This window comes from Pseudomonas sp. FGI182, assembly GCF_000511325.1.
GTDB lineage: Bacteria > Pseudomonadota > Gammaproteobacteria > Pseudomonadales > Pseudomonadaceae > Aquipseudomonas > Aquipseudomonas putida_Z.
In genome coordinates this window covers 1,938,682-1,963,369 of sequence record NZ_CP007012.1, presented here as the reverse complement: position 1 = coordinate 1,963,369, position 24,688 = coordinate 1,938,682, and the positions used below count along the sequence as shown (strand labels likewise).

The 24,688-nt window shown below is 64.0% G+C and carries 25 protein-coding genes; 10 read left to right on the top strand and 15 right to left on the bottom strand.

Going from position 1 to position 24,688, the window contains the following annotated elements; genetic code table 11:
• Positions 1 to 75: 75 nt before the first annotated feature.
• Together pabB and C163_RS08815 are read left to right on the top strand one after the other, a co-directional pair.
• A complete protein-coding gene (gene pabB, locus C163_RS08820; RefSeq protein ID WP_025338435.1) occupies positions 76 to 1,419 on the top strand; it encodes an aminodeoxychorismate synthase component I in 1,344 nt (447 codons plus the stop codon).
• 196 nt (positions 1,420 to 1,615) lie between these two features.
• On the top strand, positions 1,616 to 2,350 hold the full coding sequence (locus tag C163_RS08815) for a phosphoadenylyl-sulfate reductase (RefSeq protein WP_015269712.1): 735 nt from the start codon (positions 1,616 to 1,618) through the stop codon (positions 2,348 to 2,350).
• A gap of 122 nt (positions 2,351 to 2,472) precedes the next feature.
• Here the strand turns inward: C163_RS08815 and cysB are convergent, their stop codons facing one another.
• From cysB to C163_RS08800, 3 genes are all read right to left on the bottom strand, one after another.
• Positions 2,473 to 3,447, bottom strand: coding sequence for an HTH-type transcriptional regulator CysB (gene cysB, locus C163_RS08810; RefSeq protein ID WP_013971904.1), 975 nt, complete (start codon positions 3,445 to 3,447; stop codon positions 2,473 to 2,475).
• A 128-nt stretch (positions 3,448 to 3,575) separates the two neighbouring features.
• Entirely contained in the window at positions 3,576 to 4,073 is a 498-nt protein-coding gene (locus tag C163_RS08805) for a universal stress protein (RefSeq protein ID WP_015269711.1), read from the bottom strand.
• Positions 4,074 to 4,197: 124 nt separating this feature from the next.
• A complete protein-coding gene (locus tag C163_RS08800) occupies positions 4,198 to 5,145 on the bottom strand; it encodes a putative 2-dehydropantoate 2-reductase (protein WP_025338434.1) in 948 nt (315 codons plus the stop codon).
• 231 nt (positions 5,146 to 5,376) lie between these two features.
• Between C163_RS08800 and C163_RS08795 the strand changes: the two genes are divergently transcribed.
• The gene (locus C163_RS08795; protein ID WP_025338433.1) at positions 5,377 to 6,453 is read left to right on the top strand and encodes a 3-deoxy-7-phosphoheptulonate synthase; all 1,077 of its coding nucleotides are present in this window, start codon (positions 5,377 to 5,379) and stop codon (positions 6,451 to 6,453) included.
• A gap of 131 nt (positions 6,454 to 6,584) precedes the next feature.
• Here C163_RS08795 and C163_RS08790 read toward each other — a convergent pair whose 3' ends face one another.
• On the bottom strand, positions 6,585 to 6,866 hold the full coding sequence (locus tag C163_RS08790; protein WP_025338432.1) for a GNAT family N-acetyltransferase: 282 nt from the start codon (positions 6,864 to 6,866) through the stop codon (positions 6,585 to 6,587).
• Positions 6,867 to 7,375: 509 nt separating this feature from the next.
• Here C163_RS08790 and oprI point away from each other — a divergent pair.
• Positions 7,376 to 7,627 (top strand): outer membrane lipoprotei OprI, encoded by a 252-nt coding sequence (gene oprI, locus C163_RS08785; protein ID WP_003259780.1) that lies wholly within the window; start codon positions 7,376 to 7,378, stop codon positions 7,625 to 7,627.
• A 132-nt stretch (positions 7,628 to 7,759) separates the two neighbouring features.
• On the opposite strand, the gene C163_RS08780 is transcribed toward oprI, so the two are convergent.
• The 3 genes from C163_RS08780 to C163_RS08770 form a co-directional block, all read right to left on the bottom strand.
• A complete protein-coding gene (locus C163_RS08780) occupies positions 7,760 to 8,737 on the bottom strand; it encodes a L,D-transpeptidase family protein (RefSeq protein WP_003259779.1) in 978 nt (325 codons plus the stop codon).
• Positions 8,738 to 8,847: 110 nt separating this feature from the next.
• Positions 8,848 to 9,138 (bottom strand): hypothetical protein, encoded by a 291-nt coding sequence (locus C163_RS08775; RefSeq protein WP_025338431.1) that lies wholly within the window; start codon positions 9,136 to 9,138, stop codon positions 8,848 to 8,850.
• A 58-nt stretch (positions 9,139 to 9,196) separates the two neighbouring features.
• On the bottom strand, positions 9,197 to 9,802 hold the full coding sequence (locus C163_RS08770; protein ID WP_025338430.1) for an arylesterase: 606 nt from the start codon (positions 9,800 to 9,802) through the stop codon (positions 9,197 to 9,199).
• Positions 9,803 to 9,812: 10 nt separating this feature from the next.
• On the opposite strand from C163_RS08770, the gene C163_RS08765 reads away from it, so the two are divergent.
• Both C163_RS08765 and C163_RS08760 read left to right on the top strand, forming a co-directional pair.
• Entirely contained in the window at positions 9,813 to 10,496 is a 684-nt protein-coding gene (locus C163_RS08765) for an ABC transporter ATP-binding protein (protein WP_016714756.1), read from the top strand.
• On the top strand, positions 10,496 to 13,003 hold the full coding sequence (locus tag C163_RS08760) for an ABC transporter permease (protein WP_025338429.1): 2,508 nt from the start codon (positions 10,496 to 10,498) through the stop codon (positions 13,001 to 13,003). The genes C163_RS08765 and C163_RS08760 overlap by 1 nt, the downstream gene beginning before the upstream one ends.
• Positions 13,004 to 13,129: 126 nt before the next feature.
• Here the strand turns inward: C163_RS08760 and greB are convergent, their stop codons facing one another.
• The 4 genes from greB to C163_RS08740 all read right to left on the bottom strand — a co-directional run bounded on the left by greB (position 13,130) and on the right by C163_RS08740 (position 16,104).
• Positions 13,130 to 13,603, bottom strand: coding sequence for a transcription elongation factor GreB (gene greB / locus C163_RS08755; RefSeq protein ID WP_013971895.1), 474 nt, complete (start codon positions 13,601 to 13,603; stop codon positions 13,130 to 13,132).
• 11 nt (positions 13,604 to 13,614) lie between these two features.
• Positions 13,615 to 13,923, bottom strand: a complete 309-nt coding sequence (locus C163_RS08750) for a hypothetical protein (RefSeq protein ID WP_025338428.1) — start codon at positions 13,921 to 13,923, stop codon at positions 13,615 to 13,617.
• A 223-nt stretch (positions 13,924 to 14,146) separates the two neighbouring features.
• A complete protein-coding gene (locus C163_RS08745; protein ID WP_015269705.1) occupies positions 14,147 to 14,584 on the bottom strand; it encodes a DoxX family protein in 438 nt (145 codons plus the stop codon).
• 113 nt (positions 14,585 to 14,697) lie between these two features.
• Positions 14,698 to 16,104, bottom strand: coding sequence for a transglycosylase SLT domain-containing protein (locus C163_RS08740; RefSeq protein WP_025338427.1), 1,407 nt, complete (start codon positions 16,102 to 16,104; stop codon positions 14,698 to 14,700).
• Positions 16,105 to 16,262: 158 nt separating this feature from the next.
• Between C163_RS08740 and C163_RS08735 the strand changes: the two genes are divergently transcribed.
• From C163_RS08735 to C163_RS08725, 3 genes are all read left to right on the top strand, one after another.
• On the top strand, positions 16,263 to 17,060 hold the full coding sequence (locus tag C163_RS08735; protein ID WP_025338426.1) for a TatD family hydrolase: 798 nt from the start codon (positions 16,263 to 16,265) through the stop codon (positions 17,058 to 17,060).
• Positions 17,061 to 17,316: 256 nt separating this feature from the next.
• Entirely contained in the window at positions 17,317 to 18,795 is a 1,479-nt protein-coding gene (locus C163_RS08730) for a methyl-accepting chemotaxis protein (protein ID WP_025338425.1), read from the top strand.
• Positions 18,796 to 18,870: 75 nt separating this feature from the next.
• Entirely contained in the window at positions 18,871 to 19,239 is a 369-nt protein-coding gene (locus C163_RS08725) for an Mpo1-like protein (protein ID WP_025338424.1), read from the top strand.
• 168 nt (positions 19,240 to 19,407) lie between these two features.
• On the opposite strand, the gene C163_RS08720 is transcribed toward C163_RS08725, so the two are convergent.
• From C163_RS08720 to C163_RS08710, 3 genes are all read right to left on the bottom strand, one after another.
• Positions 19,408 to 20,205, bottom strand: coding sequence for an acyl-CoA thioesterase II (locus C163_RS08720; RefSeq protein ID WP_025338423.1), 798 nt, complete (start codon positions 20,203 to 20,205; stop codon positions 19,408 to 19,410).
• A gap of 77 nt (positions 20,206 to 20,282) precedes the next feature.
• Positions 20,283 to 21,062, bottom strand: a complete 780-nt coding sequence (locus C163_RS08715; protein ID WP_025338422.1) for a CHAD domain-containing protein — start codon at positions 21,060 to 21,062, stop codon at positions 20,283 to 20,285.
• 17 nt (positions 21,063 to 21,079) lie between these two features.
• Positions 21,080 to 21,358 (bottom strand): hypothetical protein, encoded by a 279-nt coding sequence (locus tag C163_RS08710; RefSeq protein WP_003259403.1) that lies wholly within the window; start codon positions 21,356 to 21,358, stop codon positions 21,080 to 21,082.
• Between the two features lie 178 nt (positions 21,359 to 21,536).
• Between C163_RS08710 and C163_RS08705 the strand changes: the two genes are divergently transcribed.
• Positions 21,537 to 22,577, top strand: coding sequence for a patatin-like phospholipase family protein (locus C163_RS08705; RefSeq protein ID WP_025338421.1), 1,041 nt, complete (start codon positions 21,537 to 21,539; stop codon positions 22,575 to 22,577).
• 177 nt (positions 22,578 to 22,754) lie between these two features.
• Here C163_RS08705 and C163_RS08700 read toward each other — a convergent pair whose 3' ends face one another.
• The gene (locus tag C163_RS08700) at positions 22,755 to 24,626 is read right to left on the bottom strand and encodes a SurA N-terminal domain-containing protein (protein WP_025338420.1); all 1,872 of its coding nucleotides are present in this window, start codon (positions 24,624 to 24,626) and stop codon (positions 22,755 to 22,757) included.
• Positions 24,627 to 24,688: the final 62 nt, after the last annotated feature.

Sequence of the window (24,688 nt, the reverse complement as noted above, 5' to 3'; positions counted from 1 at the left end):
TCGCCACAAAGCTAGGCGCATTTCCTGCACAGGTCTACAATCGCCCTCCTCGCTTTTACATCGCCGTCCACACTGATGCCGACCTGTACGCTCCACCCCCTGCCTTACCAGCCCGACCCTGCCGCCTATTTCGCCCGCCTGCGCCAGGCCCCCGGTGCGATCCTGCTGGACAGCGCCCGCCCCGGCGCCGAACGCGGGCGCTTCGACCTGCTCAGCGCCTGGCCGCAGCAACACCTGCAGGCGCAGCCCGACGAAGATGGCCGCACCTTCCTCCAGCGCCTGCGCGCCGGCCTGGCACGACTGGGCCATGCGCAGTTGCCCGCAGGCAGCGAGCTGCCGTTCGCTGGCGGCCTGATCGGCTACCTGAGCTATGACTTCGGCCGCCGCCTGGAACACCTGCCCAGCCTGGCCGTGGACGACCTTGGCCTGCCGGACGCGCAACTGGGGCTGTATGCCTGGGCGCTGGTCACCGACCACCAGTGCGCGACCAGTCAACTGGTGTTCCACCCGAGCCTGCCCGGCAGCGAACGGGAACGCCTGATCGCCCTGTTCGAAGGTGTCGACAACGCAGAAAGCGGCAGCTTCCAGCTACTCGCGCCGATGGCCGGCGACCTGCAGCCCGAGCAGTACAAGGCCGCCTTTGACCAGGTGCAGCACTACATCCAGGCCGGCGACTGCTACCAGATCAACCTTACCCAGCGCTTCCGCGCGCCCTGCCAGGGCGACCCGTGGCACGCTTACCAGGCCCTGCGCAAAGCCTGCCCCACCCCCTTCTCCGGCTACCAGCAACTGGCCGACGGCAGCGCCCTGTTGAGCTTTTCGCCCGAGCGCTTCATCCGCGTCAGCCAGCGCCAGGTGGAAACCCGGCCGATCAAGGGCACCCGCCCGCGCGCCAGCAACCCGGCTGAAGACATGCGCAATGCCGAGGAGCTGCTGCACAGCCCCAAGGATCGCTCGGAAAACCTGATGATCGTCGACCTGCTGCGCAACGACCTGGGGCGTACCTGCGAGATCGGCTCGGTGAAGGTGCCCGAGCTGTTCAGCCTGGAGAGCTACCCCAACGTGCACCACTTGGTCAGCAGCATCACCGGCCAGCTGGCCCGCGATAAAGACGCCCTGGACCTGATCGGCGACAGCTTCCCGGGCGGCTCGATCACCGGCGCGCCGAAGATCCGCGCCATGCAGATCATCGACGAACTGGAGCCGGCACGCCGGGCGCTGTACTGCGGCTCACTGCTCTACGTGGATGTGCGCGGCGAGATGGACAGCTCGATTGCCATTCGCAGCCTGCTGGTCAAGGGTGGACAGGTCAGCTGCTGGGGCGGCGGCGCGGTGGTGGCCGACTCCGAGTGGCAGGCCGAATATGAAGAGTCGATTGCCAAGGTGCGGGTGTTGATGGAGACCCTGCAAGGCTTGTGATCGGCGGCGCCTGCTTCGCGGGCGCGCCCGCTCCCACAGGGTACAGCGCACATCTGTCATGTTTGCACGCACCCTGTGGGAGCGGGCGTGCCCGCGAAGGGCCAGACACCGATATCAGCCCGTCTACCCCGCCATTTTTTGTTACCATCACCTTACTACGAGCGCACAGCGCCACAGCCACGATGGAAACCGCCTGATGAGCCAACCCTTCGACGTCGCCGCCCTGGCCGCGACCTATGCCAACAAGTCCCCGCAGGACATCCTCAAGCTTGCCTTCGAGCACTTCGGTGATGACCTGTGGATCTCCTTCAGCGGCGCCGAGGATGTGGTGCTGGTGGACATGGCCTGGAAGCTGAACAAGCAGGTCAAGGTGTTCAGCCTCGACACCGGCCGCCTGCACCCGGAGACTTACCGGTTCATCGATCAGGTCCGCGAGCAGTACAACCTGCCGATCGAGATCCTCAGCCCCGACCGCGCCAAGCTCGACCCGTTCGTCAAGGAAAAGGGCCTGTTCAGCTTCTACAAGGACGGCCACGGCGAGTGCTGCGGTATCCGCAAGATCGAGCCGCTGCGTCGCAAGCTGGCCACCGTGAGCGCCTGGGCCACCGGCCAGCGCCGCGACCAGAGCCCGGGTACCCGCAGCCAGGTGGCGGCAGTGGAAATCGACAGCGCCTTCTCCACCCCCGAGCGCACCCTGTACAAGTTCAACCCACTGGCACAGATGACCAGCGAGGAAGTGTGGGGTTATATCCGCATGCTGGAGCTGCCGTACAACAGCCTGCACGAGCGCGGCTTCATCAGCATTGGCTGCGAGCCCTGCACCCGCCCGGTGCTGCCAAACCAGCATGAGCGCGAAGGGCGTTGGTGGTGGGAAGAGTCGACGCAGAAGGAATGCGGGTTGCACGCGGGCAACCTGATCAGCAAGGCTTGAAATAGCCGGGGCTGTTTCACAGCCCATCGCGACACAAGGCCGCTCCTACAGGGGAATGTGATCTCCTGTAGGAGCGGCCTTGTGTCGCGATGGGCCGCAAAGCGGCCCCCTGCAATTCTGGATCAGTGCACCGGCAGCTCGACGCCTTCGAACAGGTCTTCCAGCTCCTGCTTGTTGTGGCACTGGATGGCCTTGGCCATCACTTCACGGGTCAGGTGCGGGGCGAACTTCTCGATGAAGTCGCACATGAAACCACGCAGGAAGGTGCCGCGGCGGAAGCCGATCTTGGTGATGCTGGCTTCGAACAGTTCGCTGGCATCCAAGGCCACCAGGTCGCTGTCGAGCTTGGTGTCCACCGCCATCTTGGCGACGATCCCCACGCCCAGCCCCAGGCGCACATAGGTCTTGATCACGTCGGCGTCAGCCGCGGTAAACACCACTTTCGGCGTAAGGCCGCGGTGGTTGAACGCTTCGTCCAGCTTCGAACGCCCGGTGAAACCGAACACGTAGGTAACGATCGGGTATTCGGCGACCGCTTCCAGAGTAAGCTTTGGCAGCTTGGTCAACGGATGGCCCTGCGGCACCACCACGCAGCGGTTCCACTTGTAGCACGGCATCATGATCAGGTCGCCGAACAGCTCCAGCGCCTCGGTGGCGATGGCGAAGTCCACCGTCCCGTCCGCGGCCATCTCGGCAATCTGCATGGGCGAACCCTGGTGCATGTGCAAGGACACTTCCGGGTACTGCTTGATGAAGTTGCTGATCACCGGCGGCAAGGCATAACGCGCCTGGGTGTGGGTGGTGGCGATGGACAGCGTGCCCTTCTTCTCGTTGGAGAACTCCTGGGCAATCTGCTTGATGCTTTCGACCTTGCGCAGGATTTCGCCGGCAGTATTGATGATGCGCTCACCCGCCGGGGTAACGCGGGTCAGGTGCTTGCCGCTGCGGGCAAAGACTTCAACACCCAGCTCATCCTCGAGCAGGCGGATCTGCTTGCTGATACCTGGCTGGGAGGTATACAGGCTCTGCGCCGTCGCGGAGACGTTGAGGTCATGGTGCGCCACTTCCCAGATGTAGCGCAGTTGTTGAAGCTTCATAGGTTCCCCTCGGTTCAGCGATGAGTCCGCGGCAGCAGGCAGCGACGATATATAACTATATTAGTGGTTCTGGAAATAAATCTAGAACTATTTTGTTACATACCCCCGGAAATGGCCTACGGCCATCTTCATGCTTTCCTACGCCCCAAATGCTGCGCCAGCGGCACCATGTACACCGGTACCGGCGACAGCTGCAGCAGCCGTACCGCCGTGCGCCCCAATGGCACATCCACGCCGGCGCCAGCACTGTGGCTACCGAAAATCAGCAGGTCGACGCTCAGCCGCTGTGCCTGGTCGAGGATCACCTGCGCCGGGTCGCCCTGGCGCACCCGCACCGCCTTGATCACCGCCAGGTCGGCCTCCTCGCCCAATTCGTCGCGAAAGTTTTCCAGCACACGCTGCTCGATATTGGCCATCACCGTGTTCACCCCCTGGCTGTGCAGCTGGTCGAGCGTCTGTTCATCGAGGTAGCTTTGCAGAAGAGATTCAGCGAACTGGCCCATGGGCTCTACCGCATGGATCACATACAACTCGGCGCCGAATGTGCGCGCCAGCGCCAGCGCGTGTTGCATGACAAAAGGGGCGTAGACACCGAGGTCGGTGGCGTACAGCATGGAGTGGATCATTCGACCTCCTTGACTGCCGCTGCGGCAGAGCAAGCTTCAGCTTAGCAGCGCGCCGGACGCACGCTTTGCCGTCCGGCGCGCTGCTGATGCGGGCTGGAGGGCCCCGGCGGGGCCAGAACCACCCTCAGCGAGGCTGTTCGCCCCGGTCGATGAAAGCCAGCGCCTGGTACAGCATCTCCATGCGCGGCAAGTGGCAGCCTGCCGCACGCGCCTGTGCCAACGGCTCGGCATAGATGGCCTGCAGCTCCAGCGGGCGCTTGTGGACATGGTCGTGGTACATGCTGGGCCAGTAGTCGGGCATGCGCTCGGTCACCTGGAATAGGTGCTCGGCATACCCCTCGGGCAACACATGGCCACACGCCGCCGCACCCTGCACCACCTCGGCCATCAAGGCCTGGATCAGGGCGCGGCCATGGCTGTCGGCCATCAGCGGCGTGGTGCTGGCGCCGAGCAGCACCGACAGGCCGTTGTAGGGCACGTTCCACACCAGCTTCTGCCAGCGTGCCTGGGCCAGGTCGGGCATGGCCTGCGAGTCGATGCCCGCAGCCCGGAACAGCTCCGCGCCCTCATTGACCAGCGCGGCACCGCCATCGTTGGCCGGCCCGCTGTGGTAGCCGAGGTTGACCGCGCCCAGGGCCTGGTGGCGGATCACGCCGGGCGCCTGGCGGTTGACGCAGATGAAACACAGGCCGCCGAGCAGGTGCATGTCGCTGCGCAAGGCCGGGCGCAACTGCTCCTCCACGCCCAGGCCGTTCTGCAGCAGCACCACCTTGGCGCCCGGCGCGGCCGCCTGCACGATCAGCGGCGCCAACTGGTCATTGCTGGTGGCCTTGGCCCCCACCAGCAGCCAGTCGCAGGGCGGCATGTCGGCGGCACTGGCATAGGCCTGCACCTCTATCTGCAAGTTGCCATGCACGGCACTGTCCAGGGTCAACCCCTGCTCGCGGACAACCTCGTACTCGCTGCGCAACAGAAAATGCACATCGAAGCCGGCCCGGGCCAGCATCAACCCATAGAAGCCGCCGATGGCGCCACTGCCGATGATGCCGATACGTGGTGTGTGCGGATGCATGCCGATCTCCAGGTAAAAGTCAGCCCTCTTTTTACACAGGTTGCGCAGCGCTGGGCAGCCCATGCACGGCAAACACCTGCCATCTCGGAAAAACCCCACACGGACTGGGCCCAGCCCATTGTCGCGCCACCTGTAACGCGCTAAGGTTCGGCTCCCCGCTGCGATTATTCTTGCTGCTGGGCCGCACGGGGATAGTTGGCGGCCGGCACCCGTGACCTGACGAGTAACACGATGGCTGATTTACCGATCGATGACTTGAACGTTGCCTCCAACGAGACCCTGATCACCCCCGATCAGCTCAAGAAGGAAATCCCCCTCAGCGCCAAGGCCCTGCAGACCGTGACTGCCGGCCGTGAAGTGGTGCGCAATATTCTCGACGGCAAGGACCATCGCCTGTTCGTCGTGGTCGGCCCTTGCTCGATCCACGACATCAAGGCCGCCCACGAGTACGCCGAGCGCCTGAAAGTGCTGGCCGAGGAAGTGTCCGACACGCTGTACCTGGTCATGCGCGTGTATTTCGAAAAACCGCGCACCACCGTCGGCTGGAAAGGCCTGATCAACGACCCGTACCTGGATGACTCGTTCAAGATCCAGGATGGCCTGCACATCGGCCGCAAACTGCTGCTGGACCTGGCCGAAATGGGCCTGCCGACCGCCACCGAAGCGCTCGACCCGATTTCCCCGCAGTACCTGCAGGACCTGATCAGCTGGTCGGCCATCGGCGCCCGCACCACCGAATCGCAGACCCACCGCGAGATGGCTTCGGGCCTGTCCTCGGCAGTCGGCTTCAAGAACGGCACCGACGGCGGCCTGACCGTTGCCATCAACGCCCTGCAGTCGGTGTCCAAGCCGCACCGCTTCCTCGGCATCAACCAGGAAGGCGGCGTGTCGATCGTCACCACCAAGGGCAACCCGTACGGCCACGTGGTACTGCGCGGCGGCAACGGCAAGCCGAACTATGACTCGGTCAGCGTCGCCCTCTGCGAGCAGGACCTGGCCAAGGCCAAGATCAAGGCCAACATCATGGTCGATTGCAGCCACGCCAACTCCAACAAGGACCCGGCCCTGCAACCGCTGGTGATGGAGAACGTCGCCAACCAGATCCTCGAAGGCAACCAGTCGATCATCGGCCTGATGGTCGAGAGCCACCTGAACTGGGGCTGCCAGTCGATTCCGAAGAACCTGGACGAGCTGCAATACGGCGTGTCGATCACCGATGCCTGCATCGACTGGTCGGCTACCGAGAAGACCCTGCGCAGCATGCGTACCAAGCTGAAGGATGTGCTGCCGCAGCGCAAGCGCGGCTGATGCGATAAAGAGCGGGGCCGCTTCGCGCCCCATCGCGACACAAGGCCGCTCCTACAGGGTTATGCGATTTCCTGTAGGAGCGGCCTTGTGTCGCGATGGGGCGCGAAGCGGCCCCGCTTTTTTTTACAGAATCAGACCTTGCTCGAATGCCGCTGCTGGCGCTCCATGTAGCGCTCCACGTACGAGCAGGACGGAATCACCGTGTAGCCCATCTGTTCAGCGTACTCCAGGGCCCGTTCGGTCAGGGCGGCAGCAATCCCGCGGCCACGCAGGGCGTTGGGTACGAAGGTGCGATAGATGTCCAGCGTCTGCTTGCCCAAGTCCATGTACGTCAGATAGGCACGATGACCGTCCACGTTGGTCTCGAACTGATGACCGGCCTGGTCATGGTGGATGGTCAGCGCTTCGCTCATCACTACTCCTCGCAGGTCTTCTCGGCAGACCCATACCTTAACCGATGGTGGTTTATCCGGCACAGAATCCTCTACGCCACCTGTTGCCCCCTTCGACCACTGGACGATTGCAATCGTTCGGATCCTCTGGCACTCACAAGATAGTAGGCGCCGCAGGCGGGATTGCTCAAGGTGGTGGCGGTTAAAAATGGCGAAAATGCAGCCAGATGCCATTCTTGGCAACGCGCCAGGCAGCCACCGGATGTACTAGGGCTTAAGACGCCGAAGGACAGTTAAAGTCACCCTTAGTTCAACAAAAAAGTTCCTGTACTACAGTCGCTTGCGAACCCTGTACGTTTTTTTCACAGGTGTGTCGCAAATCTTGTCGGAAAGGCGTCAAGCAACATTTTTTTTGCAGTTCTTGCGCTTAGTCAGTTTACTTACTACAAGTAATGGGTACTATGTACGCCGGCCAGTTTCTCTTTTCCGAGAGATGGCTATTTAATAGAAAGTCCTTGAAGGGGAACACGATGAACAACGTTCTGAAATTCTCTGCTCTGGCTCTGGCCGCAGTTCTGGCTACCGGTTGCAGCAGCGTATCCAAAGAAACCGAAGCTCGTCTGACTGCGACTGAAGACGCAGCAGCTCGCGCTCAAGCTCGTGCAGACGAAGCCTACCGTAAGGCTGACGACGCACTGGCAGCCGCTCAGAAGGCTCAGCAGACCGCTGACGAAGCCAACGAGCGCGCTCTGCGTATGCTGGACAAAGCCAGCCGCAAGTAATAATCCTCACGGATTGTTATGGAGCCGACCCACTTGTGGGTCGGCTTTTTTATTGCCTGCGCACAAGGCAAACGCGCCAGGCAGAAACGAAAAGGCCTGCACTAAGGCAGGCCCGGGTGTGTCGCAATTACCTTACTGCAGTTCGGGCGGAATGCTCGAAACCATCGGTGCGCCACCCTGGTTTTCGGTCGGCACGGCAATTTCCACCGGCATGCCATCTTCCGCGGCCACCACGTCACGGACCATGTCCCAGTTCATGCGTAGGTTATTGGCCAGGTCTTCACGCTTGAGCAAGGCGTTGATAACAGCAGTGTGTTTATCGACCACCGACGGATTACCCTGATCGTCCAGCGGCGTGTGCGCCTCCAGATAGACCTTGCCGCCACTGATACCAAACTTGTAGGGCTCGTTGATGATGCGCACCGGCGTACCCACCGGCACCATCTTCGACAGTTCCAGCACGTTGTTGTTGAGCATGCGGAAGCAACCGTGGCTGGTACGCATGCCAATGCCGAACTTCTTGTTCGAACCATGGATCAGGTAGCCCGGCACGCCGAGGGTGAACTTGAACGGCCCCAACGGGTTGTCCGGGCCGGCCGGCACCACGCTCGGCAGGATGTCGCCGTCAGCCGCGTGCTCGGCACGGATCGATGCTGGCGGGGTCCAGGTCGGGTTCGGCGTCTTGGCGGTGATCTTGGTATTGGCGATCGGCGAACCCCAGCCTTCACGGCCAATGCCCAGCGGGAAGGTATGCACCACGTTCTGCCCTTTCGGGAAGTAGTACATGCGGTATTCGGCCAGGTTGATGACGATGCCCTCGCGCGGGCCCGGCGGCAGGATGTAACGGGTCGGCAGGATGATCTCGGTGCCGGCACCTGGCAGCCATGGGTCCACGCCCGGGTTGGCGGCGATCATTTCCAGGTAGCCGAGGTCGTTGGCAGTGCCGATATCGGCGAACGTGTCCTCGTACTTTGCCTTGATCACATGCACCTGGCCGATGATGTCTTCACCGGGTGGTGGCAGTGGCAGCTCCAGCGCAGCAGCGGGGCCTGCTACCAGCAGGGCGGCCAGGGACAGGCTACGGGTGACGGCAGGAAAGCGCGGCAACATCCGGTAAATCCTTCGAAAGGTGGGTCAAGAGAATCGATTGTACACCTGCGCCGATGCAAGCGGGAGGCATTGGCGCCATGCAAGCGTTCCAGATGATGAAAGGCGCGTGTTCAGGCGCCCTGCAGCTCCGGCCACACCGGGCGCATGCCGCGCCGCTGGGCATCGAGGATGGCGCGGCATAGGTCGCACAGGCGGCCGTCGCGGTAGATCGAGCGCGCCACCCCCGACCAGCGCGGTTGCGCCGGCAGCAGGCCACCGCACAGAGTGCGGTCGGCCGGTACGCCCAGCTCGAGCTGGCGGGCCACGAGGTGAACGCGGATTTCCTGGCAGGCGAACAGGTCGAGCTGCTCATCAGGCTCGATCAGTTGGTAGGCATACAGGGACCAGGCAGGGCGCGGCATCGGTGGCACTCGAAACGGGGGGCGCAACATTAGCCGAAAGCCGGCGCCGTTTAAAGCGTCACAGCAAGGGTTTTATCGCCGGCCAGGCATTTTCCAGCAGGCGCTGCTGGGCAGCCTGGGCCGGGTGAATGCCGTCCGCCTGCATCAACTCAGGCACGCCCCCTACCCCCTCGAGGAAAAACGGCACCAGCGGCACCTGTTTTTCTGCCGCCAGCTGTTCATACACCTGGGCGAACGCGGTGGTGTAGCGCACGCCATAATTGGGTGGCAGGCGCATGCCCAGCAGCACCACCTTGGCACCGGCCTTGCGCGAACTTTCGATCATCGAGGCAAGATTTTGTTGCAATTGCGCTGGCGACTGCCCGCGCAGGCCATCGTTGCCGCCCAGCTCCAGCACCACCAGGCTCGGCTTGTGCGCTGCAAGCAGCGCCGGCAGCCGCGCCTGGCCACCTGCACTGGTGTCGCCGCTGATCGATGCATTGACCACTTTGTCGTCGAAACCTTCGTCCCGCAGGCGGGTCTGCAACAGGGAGACCCAGCCCTGGCGGGTATCCAGGCCAAAACCGGCGCTGATACTATCGCCGACAACCAGCAGTGTTCCCGCCGCCGCGCTCTGGGCCAGGCAATACAGGGCCAGACCGGCACTCAACCACCACACTCGCATCGGATTCTCCATGGGCCCCAGCATTCTCGTTGCGCAGAACCTTAGCAAAGTGGTCCCCAGCGCGGAAGGTGACCTGACCATCCTGCACGCACTGTCCCTCGACCTGGCCCAGGGCGACAGCCTGGCCATCGTCGGCGCCTCGGGCTCGGGCAAGTCGACCCTGCTCGGCCTGCTCGCCGGCCTCGACCAGCCCAGTGCCGGCAAGGTCATCCTCGCTGGCCACGACCTGGGGCCGCTGGATGAAGACCAGCGCGCGCGGGTGCGCGCCGAACATGTGGGCTTCGTGTTCCAGTCGTTCCAGCTGCTCGACAGCCTCAACGCCCTGGAAAACGTCATGCTGCCGCTGGAGCTGGACGGCCGCCGCGACGCCCGCGAACACGCGCGCACCCTGCTCGAACGGGTCGGCCTGGGCAAGCGCCTGAGCCACACCCCGCGCCAGCTTTCGGGCGGCGAACAGCAACGGGTGGCCATTGCCCGTGCCTTCGCCGCGCAACCGGCGGTGCTGTTCGCCGACGAACCCACCGGCAACCTCGACAGCCACACCGGCGAGCGCATCAGCGACCTGCTGTTCGAACTGAACAAGGAACGCGGCACCACCCTGGTGCTGGTTACCCATGACGAACGCCTGGCCCGGCGCTGCCGCCGCCAGATCCGCCTGGATGCGGGCCGCCTGGTGGCCCCGGTGGAGGCCTGATGAACCACATGCCGCTGTCTCGCCTGTGCGGCCTGGCCCTGCGCCAGTTGCTGCGCGACATTCGCGCCAGCGAAGTGCGCGTGCTGTTCTTCGCCCTGCTGGTAGCGGTCGCGGCCAGCACTGCCATCGGTTATTTCGGTGCCCGCCTCAACGGCGCCATGCAACTGCGCGCCAGCGAGTTCCTCGGTGCCGACCTGGTGCTGCAGGGCAGTGCCCCGGCCCGCGACCAGCAGATAGAAGCCGGCAAGGCGCTTGGCTTGCGCCACGCCCAGGTGGTCGAGTTCACCAGCGTGGTCGGCGGCGACAACGGTATCCAACTGTCCAGCGTCAAGGCTACTGATGGTGCCTACCCGTTGCGCGGGCAAGTGCGCAGTGCCGCGGAGCCCTATGCCGCAGAAACCCCGGGCGGCGGCCCGGCACCTGGCGAAGCATGGGTCGAACCACGCTTGCTGGCGGCACTGGGGCTGAAGGTTGGCGACAGCATCGACGTGGGCATGAAGACGCTGCGCATGAGCCGCGTACTGACCTACGAACCGGACCGCGCCAACAACTTCTACAGCCTTACCCCACGGGTAATGATGAACCTGGTCGACCTGCAGGCGACCGGCGTGATCCAGCCGGGCAGCCGGGTCACCTACCGCGACCTGTGGCGCGGCGATGCCGAAGCGTTGGCCCAGTACCGCGGGGCACTGAAAAAGGACCTGGCCGCCAACCAGCGCCTGCGCGACACCCGCGATGGCAACCAGCAGGTCGGCGGCGCCCTGGGCAAGGCCGAGCGCTACCTGAACATGGCCAGCCTGGTGGCGGTGCTGCTGGCAGGCGTCGCCGTTGCCCTGTCGGCCAGCCGCTATGCCGCACGCCGCCTGGACGCCAGCGCCCTGCTGCGTTGCCTGGGCCTTTCGCGCCGCCAGGCACTGGGCCTGTACTGTCTGCAATTGGCCATGCTCGGCCTGGTCGCCGCGCTGGCCGGTGCCCTGCTCGGCTGGCTGGCCCAGCTGGGCCTGTTCCGCCTGCTGCATGGCCTGCTGCCAAGCGTGGTGCCTGCAGGCGGCATCGTCCCGGCCCTGGCTGGCATCGCTACCGGGCTGGTGGCCCTGGCCGGCTTCGCCCTGCCGCCAATTGCCGCGCTGGGCCAGGTGCCGCCGCTGCGCGTGCTACGCCGCGACCTGCTGCCGATACCGCCCAGCAGCTGGCTGGTGTACGGCGCGGCCCTGTTCGCACTGGGCCTGATCATGTGGCGCCTGAGCCTCGACCTGCTGCTCACCTTCGCCCTGCTCGGTGGCGGCCTGGTCGCCGCGCTGCTGCTCGGTGGCCTGCTGCTGCTCGGTTTGCGCAGCCTGCGCCAATTGCTGGCCGGGGCACCACTGACCTGGCGCCTGGGGCTGGGCCAACTGCTGCGCCACCCCATGGCCGCTGCCGGCCAGGCCCTGGCCTTCGGCCTGATCCTGCTGGCCATGGCCCTGGTCGCGCTACTGCGCGCGGAACTGCTCGACACCTGGCAAGCGCAGCTGCCCAAGGATGCACCCAACCATTTCGCCCTGAACATCCTGCCGGATGACCGTGAGCCCTTCGCCCAACACCTGCAGCAGGTCAATGCCACCTCGGCACCGCTGTACCCGGTGACACCCGGCCGCCTGGTGCGCATCAACGAGCAACCGGTGCAGCAGGTGGTCAGCAAGGACTCGGCAGGCGAACGCGCCGTGCAGCGCGACCTCAGCCTGACCTGGGCAGCCGAACTGCCCGAAGGCAATACACTGACGGGCGGCAACTGGTGGCAGGCGTTGCCCGCCGAAGATGAAATCCCCGGTGTGTCGGTGGAGGCGGAACTGGCCAGCAGCCTGAAGCTGCAACTGGGCGACCTGCTGACCTTCGACATCGGCGGCCAGCAGCGCCAGGCCCGGGTCAGCAGCCTGCGCAGCGTGCACTGGGACAGCTTCCAGCCGAACTTCTACATGATCTTCCAGCCCGGCACGTTGCAGGGGCTGCCGACCACCTACCTGACCAGCTTCTATCTGGCACCGGGCCATGACCTGGATGTGGTGGCGCTGTCACGGGCATTTCCGGCAGTGACCATCCTGCAGGTGGATGCCTTGCTCGATCAGCTGCGCAGCATCCTCGCCCAGGTGACCCTGGCGGTGGAGTATGTGTTGCTGTTCGTGCTGGCAGCCGGGTTGGCGGTGCTGTTCGCTGGCTTGCAGGCGACGCTGGACGAGCGCATCCGCCAGGGCGCCTTGCTGCGTGCGCTGGGCGCGGCGCGGCCATTACTGGTCAAGGCGCGGCGGATCGAGTTCGGCTTGCTGGGTGCGGCCAGCGGCTTGCTGGCGGCGGTCGGGTGTGAGCTGATTACCTTGGTGCTGTACCGCTATGCCTTCGACCTGCAATGGAGCCCGCATGTGTGGTTGCTGCTGTTGCCGCTGGCAGGGGCGCTGCTGGTAGGTGGTGCGGGGGTGCTGGGGACGCGACGGGCGTTGAATGCCAGCCCGTTGGCGGTTTTACGCGAGAGTTGATGACAGCCTGTGCCGGCCTCTTCGCGGGCTTGCCCGCTCCCACAGGTTCACCACAGTACTTGAAACCTGTGTCGGACCTGTGGGAGCGGGCAAGCCCGCGAAGAGGCCGGCACAGGCAACATCAGATCACTGCCCGTAGCTGATGCTGTTCACATACCAGGTCGCTTCACCGGTAGGTGTGTGCACCACCACCTCATCACCCTCCTCCTTCTTCAGCAAGGCACGAGCCATGGGCGAGTCGATCGAGATGTAGTCATTGCGCCCATAGATCTCGTCATACCCGACAATGCGAAACTTCATGGTCTCGCCCTCGTCGTTCTCGATCTCCACCCAGGCACCGAAAAACACCTTGCCCTCCTGCTGCGGCGAGTAGGCCACCACCTTCACATCTTCAAGACGCTTGCGCAGGTAACGCACCCGGCGGTCGATCTCGCGCAGCAGCTTCTTGTTGTACTGGTAGTCGGCATTCTCGCTGCGGTCGCCCAGCGATGCCGCCCAGGTAACCTTCTGGGTAATCTCCGGGCGGTATACCCGCCACAGGTGGTCCAGTTCTTTCTTCAGCGCCTCATGGCCTTCCGTGGTGATGATGTTGGTACTCAACAGCGCGCTCCTCAGCGGCGGGTAATCAGGCCTTGGCGCGCGATACGGGTGAGGTGGCCGATGATTTCGGCGGCCTCGTCCGGTGCCGGGGCCTGGATCACGGCCAGGTCGAAACGGTCATTGCCATACTGTGCGAGGTGGCAGCCGGTATCGGCGAACTGGATCAGAAATGCACGCGCCTGGCCCTTGCGCCGGGACAGGCCTTCAAGGTGACGTAAAAGAGTGGGTTGATGCTGGCCGCCGAGCAGGATGCGCGGTGTGCGGGACGCCTGGCTGGCAGGCAAGGGGCTCAAACAGACACTGGTACGTGGGCAACTCATGGAGCTTCTCTCCGCCTCGCGAATCCCGCTGGGCAGCGGTGGGAGGCGTCACCGAACCAGCGCTTTAGCGGTATTTCGGATGACCCGGAGAGGGGCTTTCCTGCGCCCCGCAAGTAGCTGTTTAAATCGGCGCAGACGGTATGCTAGAGCTACAAGCGGCAAGATACAAGCCTCAAGCCGAAAGTGATCGGCCTGAGGCTTGTATCTTGGCATTTGCGGTGTATCAGCGGGCGATCAGGCGGTCCAGCGAGAAGCGGCCAGCGCCTTCGATCAGTACCGCGACGGTGCCAGCCAGCAGGGCCAGGCCGAACTCATAGCCGTTGTTGGACATGAACAGGCCGTTGCCGATGTGCACCGAGAGGATCGCCACCACCAGGGTCACCGCCAGCACCAGGGCCGCCGGGCGGGCCAGCAGGCCGATCACCAGGGCCAGGCCGCCGAAGAATTCGGCACTACCGGACAGCAGGGCCATCAGGTAACCCGGGGCCAGGCCGATGCTCTCCATCCACTGGCCGGTGCCTTCCAGGCCATAGCCACCGAACATGCCGAACAGTTTTTGCGCACCATGCGCAATGAAGATGATGCCGACCAAGATACGGATGACGCTCAGGCCAGCGCCGGCGCGGGTGGAGAACAGAGCGTTGAGGGTAGCGTTGTTCATGTCGAAGACTCCTTGAAGCGGGGAAGTTGTGTTGGGATGGGCGCCATCATAATCGATTCAATAGATATGAAAATCGCAAAAAACCCAACATAACAATCGACAAAATCGATTTGTCAGCGATTCGCCACACGCTCCAGCGCGGCACGCTCCCGGTTGAACGCTACAAAGTACTTGTTGACGCTATTGACGAAGTTGACTGGCCCCATGCCCACCTGCTCCATGGCGATACGTTCGGTCTGGAAAAACCACTGGTCGCCATTCAGCCCGCGCCGCCGCGCTTCGGCGCGCATGGCCTGGACGCGCTCGGGGCCCAGGTTGTAGGCCGCCAGCACGAAGGCCATGCGCTCGCGCTCGTTGATCTTGGCGCTGGCAAAGAACTTGCGCCGGATCAGCGCCAGGTAACGGGCGCTGGCCTGGACATTGCCATCCACCGTGGCGGTGTTGCTCACCCCCACACGCTGCGCCGCCGAAGGGGTGATCTGCATCAGGCCATGGGCCCCTCCGGTGCCGCGCGCGGCCGGGTTGAGCGTCGACTCCTTGAAGGCCAGCGCGGCCAGGTTGAGCCAGTCGATCTGCTGCGCCTCACCGTGTTTCTGCAGCACCGCCCGCAGCGCGGTCAGGCGCTGGCGATTCTTGCTGGCCAATGGGTCGTGCACCCGGTACTGGCGGCGGTAGATGCGCTCGAACGCGGCGTCCTGGTTGTCCGGCGCGCGGTAGCCCTGCAGAAAGCGATCGACCGTGGCCTGCAACTGCGGCGCATCGGGCCTCACATACCAACGCATGGCTTGCGGCGCCCCCAGCTTTACGCGGCTGTCCAGGCGCAGGCGCGGCATCACCCGGGCCCAGCGCCGGGCGATCGGCTGCTCGACCACGGTCAGGTGATAGATGCCGGCCTGGACCATTTCCAGTACATCCTCCACCGCCAAGGTCGAGTCGACCCACTCCACCTTGATCGGCGCGCGCTTGCGCAGCGCCAGCTGCTGGTTTACCTGCTGGATCAACGGGCCGGCGGCACTGGCGCTGGTCAGGGCCACGGTACGCCCGGACAACTGCTCGACATGGCTGAAGCTGCGCTCGCCCTTGCGCCCCACCAGCAGCAGCGGCACCTGGTCGAGCACCGGCGCGCTGCTGCTGACCCCACGCACCACGGCGGGGTCGAGCAGCTCACCCGGCGCGGCCAGGTCACCCTCGCCCCGGGCCAGGGCGCCGAGCAACTGCTCCTTGGCCCGCGGGATCAGCTTGAGCTGGATCTCCTGGCCGTCGGCGGCGCGGTCATTGAGGTAATGTTCCAGGGCACGCAGGCGATAGTATTCGATGCCGACCGGCTCGCCCTTGACCTCACCGGAGCTGTTGCGGCTCTGGTTGACCAGCACCCGCAGCACCTGGCTGGTGCGAATCTGTTGCAGGTCACGGACCTTGGCCGGCGCGATGTTCTGCTGCGGTCCCGGCACGCGCGCGTGGGCAGGCCCGGTCAAGGTCAGCCCAAGCGTCAGCAGGAAAATGAGCCAGCATCGCTGCATGCGAAAACGTGTCCGTGGTCGGTGGGCGGCATCCATGGGGTTGCACCGCCAAGAGAGAAATGACGGTAAAAGACCACGGCAACAGCATGAAGTTCTTGGTTTTTTCAGAAAAACACGGTTTTTGCTATGCTGGCCGCCCCGCGGCACGAGATAGCACCATGCAACTGATCGATATCGGCGTCAACCTGACCAACAGCAGTTTCCACGACCAGCAGGCGGCAATCGTCGAGCGCGCCCTTGAGGCCGGGGTCACGCAGATGGTGCTGACGGGCACCAGCCTGGCGGTCAGCGAACAGGCGCTGGAGCTGTGCCAGCAACTGGATGCGAGCGGCGCGCACCTGTTCGCCACGGCAGGCGTACACCCTCATGATGCCAAAACCTGGGATGCCGGCAGCGAGCGCCAGTTGCGCCAGTTGCTGAATGAAACACGCGTGCGCGCCGTGGGCGAATGCGGCCTGGACTTCAACCGCGACTTCTCCCCTCGCCCGCTGCAGGAAAAAGCCCTGGAGGCACAGTTGGCACTGGCTGCCGAGCTGCGTCTGCCGGTGTTCCTGCACGAACGCGACGCCAGCGAACGCCTGCTGGCGATCCTCAAGGATTACCGCGACCACCTGACCGGCGCAGTGGTGCACTGCTTTACCGGCGAGCGCGACGCGCTGTTCGCCTACCTGGACATGGACCTGCACATCGGTATTACCGGCTGGATCTGCGACGAACGCCGTGGCACCCACCTGCACCCGCTGGTGGGCAACATTGCCGAGGGGCGGCTGATGCTGGAGAGCGATGCGCCTTACCTGCTGCCGCGCAGCCTGCGGCCCAAGCCGAAGAACGGGCGCAACGAACCAGCGTTCCTGCCAGAGGTGTTGCGTGAAGTGGCCTTGCACCGGGGCGAGTCGACCGAACAGACGGCGGCGCATACCACGGCAACGGCGCAGGCGTTTTTCCGACTCCCCTGAACCCGTCGCGTTCTCCTGTAGGAGCGGCCTTGTGTCGCGAAAGGGCCGCAACGCGGCCCCGGCAATCTATGCGGCGAAGCTGAAAACCTGGGGGCGCTTCGCACCCCTATCGCGACACAAGGCCGCTCCTACAAAAGCGCGTCAGAACTTGCGGCAGAATTTTCTTGATGCACATCAAGAAAGGCCCTGGCTTGCGCAGGCACAATGATGGCACCTTGCCAATATTGTTCCCGCTCAACTCAGAGAAGACCTGCCCATGGGTGCCTGGCTTAGCAATGTTTCCCTGAAGTACAAGTTCTGGGCCGTCAACGCGGTGGCCTTTGTCACGACCTTGCTGCTGGTGCTCTATGCCGTGCACCTGGAGCAGCGCGCCCGCGCCGAGGCCGCGCAGGCCCAGGCGGCCGCGCAGGCCCAATTGCTGGCTGCCTGGCCGGCCGGCCAGCCGCTACCCCGGCCGGCCAACGTCATCAGCTGGTCAGCCGGGCAAACGCCCACCTTCGCCGGTGAACCCCTCGAGGCCCTGCGCAATGCCCAAGGCTGGGTCGAACTGCCCGCCGCCCGGCTCTTGGGCAACAACCCGCTACAGGGCGCGCAGGTGCTGCGCAATGGCGATCAGCAAATGGCCGTGCTGGCCCAGTCGCCCAGCCTGCGCCAGGTGTTCCTCGACCGCTTCAGCAACTACGCGGTATGCGTGCTGGTCCTGATGCTGGCCATGCTCGGCGCCTCGCAGCTGCTGATCCGCTTCCTGCTCAGCCAGCTCAACACGCTCAAGGACGTGATGCTGCACGTGGAAAAAACCGGCGACCTGTCGGCCCGCGTACCGCTGGCCTGTGGCGACGAGGTCGGCCAGATGGCCGGGGCCTTCAATGCCATGCAGGCGACCTACCACCGCGTGGTCAGTACCGTCGCCCACACCGCAGCGCAACTGGACTCCGGTGCCGCGCGCCTGGCTGCGAGCATGAGCGACGTGCGCCACGGCATGCTCGGCCAACAGAGCGAGACCGACCAGGCCGCTACCGCCATCAACGAAATGTCGGCGACGGTGCACCACATCGCCCAGCACGCCGGCGCCACCCGTGACCTGTCACAAACCGCCGACACCCTGGCCGGTAGCGGCCAGGAGGTGGTCAGCCGGGTGCAGGACTCGATTTCCGGGCTGTCCAGCGGCGTTCAGCAAACTGCCGAGATGATTCGCCAGCTGGCCGAAGACAGCCAGAAGATCAATGGCGTGGTCAGTGTGATCCACAGCATCGCCGAGCAGACCAACCTGCTGGCGCTCAATGCCGCCATCGAAGCAGCGCGCGCCGGCGACCTGGGCCGCGGCTTTGCCGTGGTGGCCGATGAAGTGCGCAACCTGGCCAAGCGCGTGCAAAACTCCACCGACGAGATCACCACCATGGTCTCGGCCCTGCAGTCGGGCACCCGCGATGCAGTGGATTTCATGCAGGAAAGCTCGTACAAGGCTGACGACTGCGTCAGGCAGGCCCAGGAGGCCGGCGAAGCACTGGCCGAGATTACCGGTGCCGTGGCGCAGATGCGCGAAAGCAACACCCAGATTGCCGTGGCAGCCGAGCAGCAAAGCCAGGTGGCCGAGGAAATGAACCGCGCCGTGGTGAGTATTCGCGATGTCACCGAACAGACCGTGCAACAGACCGTGGGCTCGGCGACCACCAGCAGCGAACTGGCAACCCTGGCCGGTGAACTGAACAAGGCCATTGGCCAGCTCAAGCTATAGTCACCATAGCCAGCCTCGATTGGCCCCCGCCTGGGGGGCGCACTAAGCTTTGGGCATGACCGAGAGGAAATGCCCATGAGCAAACGCCTGCCCAACCTGCCCGCCTGGCAATGGCGCGGCTACCACCACAACCACCGCCACCCGACCAACCTGGTGCTGCACCTGATCGCCGTGCCGTTGTTCATCCTTGGCGCGTTGCTGATTCTGTCCGGCCTGTTCGGCCTGGATCTGGGCCAGATTGCCGTTGGCATCATTGCCTTGATCGCCGGCCTGGGCCTGCAGCGCCAGGGCCATCGCCTGGAAGCCGAGCAACCCGAGCCCTTCGCCAACCGCAAGGATGCCGTGCAACGCCTGTTGACCGAGCAGTTCATCACCTTTCCGCGCTTCTTGCTGAGCGGGGCCTGGTGGAAGGCCTGGCGGGAACGACACAAGCATCGCCATTGATGCTCCAATCACGCGCAATCTTTTGTAGGAGCGGCCTTGTGTCGCGAAAGGGCTGCGCAGCAGCCCCAGATTTACAGCTTCGCCGTGAAGATTGCCGGGGCCGCTTTGCGGCCCTTTCGCGACACAAGGCCGCTCCTACAGAAAAGCGTGCAGGCCTGCAGGTATCTGCTAGGCAAACACGGTAACCGTCTGCCGGCTCAAGGCCAGCAACTCGCCCTGCGCCGTCCTCAACGCAGCGGCAGCGTGCCCATAACCATCCCGCGCATGTTCGGTTTCCACGCAATAACGGCACCAGTCCAGGGTCGACAGCTGCGCCCTGGGCTGCATGAATTCGATGGTCCAGGTCAACGTGCTGCCGGCAGCGGGCTGCTTGAGAAACGGCATCAGGCTCGGTGGCCAGGCATCGACCAACGCCAGCAGGTGCGCCTCGTTGACCGGCTCTTCCTCCACCCCGCGCAAACGTACCCAGCCGCCCATCTGGCGCGACTGATTGCCACTGAACGGCAACCCACCCACCGCCCAGCGCAAGGCCACATGCTGCATGAACTCCGGGGTAACGCCTTTGATATGGGGCAGCTCGGGGGCTGCGTCTTCGAGCGCTTTCATTTCCGTGGCCGGCAACGCCGGCACATCGACCACCGATGGCCGCCCCGCACCGAAATTGCCCTGCACCAGGGTCACCACCTGGCCGTCTTGAACGGCACGGCCCAGCAAGGTGCTGACTGCCTTGCCTTCACGCAGCACCTCCACGTCGAAGCGGATTGGCACATCCGCCGCGGCCGGCGCCACAAAGCTGATGGCCAGCGAACGCACGGGGCGGTCATCGGAGATTTTCTGGCGCATGGCTTCATACACCATGGCCGCCATCAGCCCGCCAAAGGCGGCGCGACCCTGGGCCCAGCTGGGCGGGACGCTCACCGCTTCGGGGTTGGCCCGCACGGCGTCGAGCAGTTGGTTGAAATTCATTGGCCGGCTCCTGCCTGCAGCGAAAAAGGTCTGTCCATCCTAGCCAGCAAACCCTTGTCGATCAGCCCGCATATCGGTCATTTTTCGGGCTTTCGCCGCGCCAGCGCCTGCTGCAGTGCATCCAGCGTCACATCCGAATGCCGCTCGGCCTCGTGCAATTCCTGCTCCCAGGCGGCCTTGCACGGTACCAGGTCGGCATGGTCGCGCGCCTGCAACAGCCATTGCAGGCGGTCATGCCAGTCACCCAGGTCGCCCTGGGCCTGCTTCAGCAAGCGCCGCAACTGCTTGCCCGCATGGTCGAGCTGCGGGTATGCCTCGTCACCGTAGCGCGCACGCTTGATCAGCAAACGCAGGCGATGGCGATCGTGGGCCGGGTCCTGCAGCGCTTTGTGCAACTTGCGCCACTGTTTGACCAGGCGTTTGTCGATACGCTTTTCCAACCCCTTGACCAGGCCCTCGCGGCCAGCTGCACGCAGGAACAGCGGAAACGCGTCGACAATCGCCAGCACCCGGGTCAGCTGCGGGCTGACGGCAACACTGGCGAAGGTCCTGCCACGCCCTTCCAGGCGCCGCTGCCCGGCCTCGGCAAAACCACGCCCGATCAGTTCGGCCGCCAGCACCTCACGGTCACGCAACGGCGTGGTCAGTGTACCCAACGACTTGGCGGCGTCCTCCAGTTGCTCCACCCCCGGCAGCCCACGCAGCGGCCGCAGCAGGCTGCGCAGGCGCCGCAGCGTGGTGCGCAGGTCATGCAAGGCCTCACTGTCGGTATCGGCAGCCAGGCGCTCGCGGCAGGCCAGCAGGCGCACCTGCAAGGCCACTATCTGGGCAACCACATGATCGAGCATGGCAGACATCGAAAGACGCTCCTTGGTCAGCGCCCGGCGCGAGACTCACGAATGTAGAAACGGGCCTTTTCGGCTTTTCTGGTACAGCTTTCATAGCCTTCGAACTGCTGCTGGGTCTTGGCCCCGGTCAACAGCGACAAGGCCTTGGAGTAGCTCACGGCACCGGCAAAGCCTTCGGCCTTGGCCAGGTCCAGTTCCTTCCAGGCGGCATCCAGTTGGGTCGCGCAACTCTCGCGGTAGGCCGTCTTGCCCGCGCAGCCAGCAAGGGCCAAGGCGATCAAGGGAAGGCAGATCCAGGCTTTCATCGGTAATACCTCAAAAGAAAAAACGTTGGCTTTTTGACGCCTCGGCAGCTGAAAAGTGCCCTGCCCAGCCAGCTTGGCCCAGCCAGTTTTATTACAGTAGCTCAGCGCGATGCACATTGAAGCACAGGTGGCGATGGGTGCATTGTAGGACCATGGTTGCACTGGCCGGGGAATGTTCATGAGCAAACGCGTGGCACTGGTACTGGGATCCGGCGGAGCCCGGGGGTATGCACATATCGGGGTGATCGAGGAAATCGAGCGCCGTGGCTACGACATTGCCTGCATCGCCGGCTGCTCCATGGGCGCGGTGATCGGCGGCATCTATGCCGCCGGCAAGCTGGAAGACTACCGCAACTGGATCGAGAGCCTCGACTACCTGGATGTGTTGCGCCTGGTCGATGTCAGCTTTCGCCTCGGCGCAATTCGCGGCGACAAGGTGTTCGGGCAAATCCGCAAGATCGTCGGCGAGATCAACATCGAGCAATTGCGCATCCCCTACACGGCGGTTGCAGCCGACCTCACCAACCAGCAGGAAATCTGGTTCCAGGAGGGCTGCCTGCACCAGGCCATGCGCGCCTCGGCGGCCATCCCCAGCCTGTTCACCCCGGTGATGCAAGGCAACCGCATGCTGGTCGACGGCGGCATCCTCAACCCGCTGCCGATCGTGCCGGTGGTGTCCAGCCACTGCGACCTGATCATCGCGGTCAACCTCAACGCCACCAACCAGAAGCAGTACCAGTTACCGGTAATCGAACGCCCGGCGGCGTTCAAGATGCGTTTCGATGCCCTGCTCAGTTCGCTGGGCTCGCGCTTGCCGTTCCGGCGCAAGCCGGCGGAGGAGCTGATCCGCATCGAGCAGGAAATCGTCGCCGAAGGGCTTGCGCCGCCAAACCCATGGCTGGCCGATGCCGCCAACCCGGAAGGCCAGCAACCGGCGGCGGCGCCGGAGCGCGAAGGCGCACCGAAGTCGGCGACCGGCTCGTTCATCATCGACAACGTGGGGCCCGCTTCGCTGCTGGACTTGATCAACCAGAGCTTCGAGGTCATGCAGACCTCGTTGGCGCAGTACAAGATCGCCGGCTATCCGCCGGATGTACTGATCAACGTGCCTAAACGGGTGTGCCGGTTTTTCGAGTTCTACAAGGCGCCAGAGCTGATTGCCCTGGGGCGGGAGATTGCGCGGGATACGCTGGATAATTATGAAGGGGTGAAACGCTAGGCCTTGTGCTGCTGGTGCCGGCCTCTTCGCGGGTAAACCCGCTCCCACAGGTTCACCACAGTATTTGAAACCTGTGTTGGACCTGTGGGAGCGGGTTTACCCGCGAAGAGGCCGGTACAGACAACAGAAACGAAACAGGCCGCTCAAGGCGGCCTGTTCGTTCATGCATCCATCACCTTAGTAACGGGTGATGTCCGCCTTGGCTTCCAGCTGCTTGCGGTACGCCGCGAAGTCTTGCTGGCCAGCACGCGACGCGAGGTAGCGGCGGATCTGCTGCTTCTCTTCGTCGGTGGCAGTAGCGCCTTCGTTGACACCCTTGAGTTGCAGTACCACCAGGCTACCGTCACGCAGCACGACGCTGCCATAAACCGGCTTGTCCTTGGCTTGTGGCTTGCCCAGGCGGAACAGCGCCTGCAGCTCGGCCGGGTCGATACCGTCCTCGCCGCGGGTAACTGCTTCATAGGCCTTCCAGCCCTGCCCTTCGTGCACACTGCCCGCTGCGATGGAGCCGTCACGCAGGCCGGCAATCAGCTTGTCCGCCTTGGCCTTGAGCTCGGCAGTCGCCTTCTCCTTGGCCAGGTGCTCGCTGATGTTCTTGGCCACGGCTTCCAGCGGCAGCTGCTCAGGCTTGCGGTGCTCCTTGACGCGCAGTACCACGGTGGTTTCCGGGTCGAGCTCGATCGCGGTGCTGTTGGCACCCTCCTCCAACACTTCTTCGGAGAATGCGGCCTGCACGACCGAACGGTTGGCAGTGATGCCTTCACCACCCTCGCGGCCGAAGGCTGCGGAGGTTTGCACCTTCAGGTTCAGGTCCTGGGCCGGCTGGGCCAGGTCGGAAGCCTCATAGGCGGCATCCTGCAGCTGCTTGCTGGCATCTACGTAACGCTGCTCGACCAGCGGGATCTTCAGGTCACGGGTCAGCTTGTCCTTCAGGCTGGCGAAGCTCGGCACTTCCGGTGCCTGTACGCCCAGCAGCTTGATCAGGTGGTAGCCGAACTCGGTGCGCACCGGCGCCGAGACCTGGCCATCCTGCAACTTGTACAGTGCATCTTCGAACGCCGGGTCGTAAACGCCCGGGCCAGCGAAGCCAAGGTCACCGCCGCTGTTGGCCGAACCCGGGTCCTGGGAGAACTCCTTGGCCAGCGCGGCAAAGTCTTCACCCTTGGCCAGACGCTGCTCGATCTCGTCGGCGCGGGCCTTGGCCTGGGCGTCGGTGACCTTGTCGTTGACCTCGATGAGGATGTGCGCGGCATGGCGCTGCTCGGCGAGGTTGGCGATTTCCTTCTCGTACTGGGCCTTGAGCTCTTCGTCGGTCACCTTGACCTGATCGAAGAACACCGACTTCTTCAGCTCGATGTAGTCGATCACCACCTGGTCTGGCGACATGAACTCCTTGGCATGCTGGTCGTAGTGCGCCTTGATCTCTTCATCGCTGACCTTGACCGCGGCCGGGTCGGCCTTGAAGGTCAGGGAAGCGAAGTCACGGGTCTGCTTCTCGAGGCGGGCAAAGGCATCGACCTGCTGGTCGGTGACGAAGCTGCTGCCGGCCAGGCCGGTGCGCAGCTGGCCGATAAGCATTTCCTCGGCGAGCATGTCGCGGAACTGCATGCGGCCATAGCCCATCTGGCGAATGACCTGGTCAAAACGGTCGGCACTGAACTTGCCGTCCACCTGGAATTCCGGCGTCTGCAGGATCACTTGATCCAGCGCGGCCTCGGAGAAGGCGAATTTGGCATCTTCGGCGCCTTGCAGCAGCAGCTTGCGGCTGATCAGGCCTTTCAGTGCCTCTTCACGCAGCAATTTGTCGTCCAGCAGCGCCGGGTCGAAATCCTTGCCCAACTGTTGCATCAGCTGACGGCGCTGCATGTCGGCCGCCTGGCTCAGCTCGTTCTGGCTGATGGTCTGGCCGTTCACCTTGGCGGCGTCCTGGCTATGTGTGGCGGCCTGGAAAATGGCTTCGAAGCCGGTCAACGCCATCAACACGACGATAAGGCCGATGATGGTCTTGGCAATCCAACCTTGTGAATTGTCCCTGATATTTTGCAGCATGCGTCCCCCAGAAACGGCTGTACCACTGCGTCGACAACCGCGGAGCGTGGGTAGAAACCTGA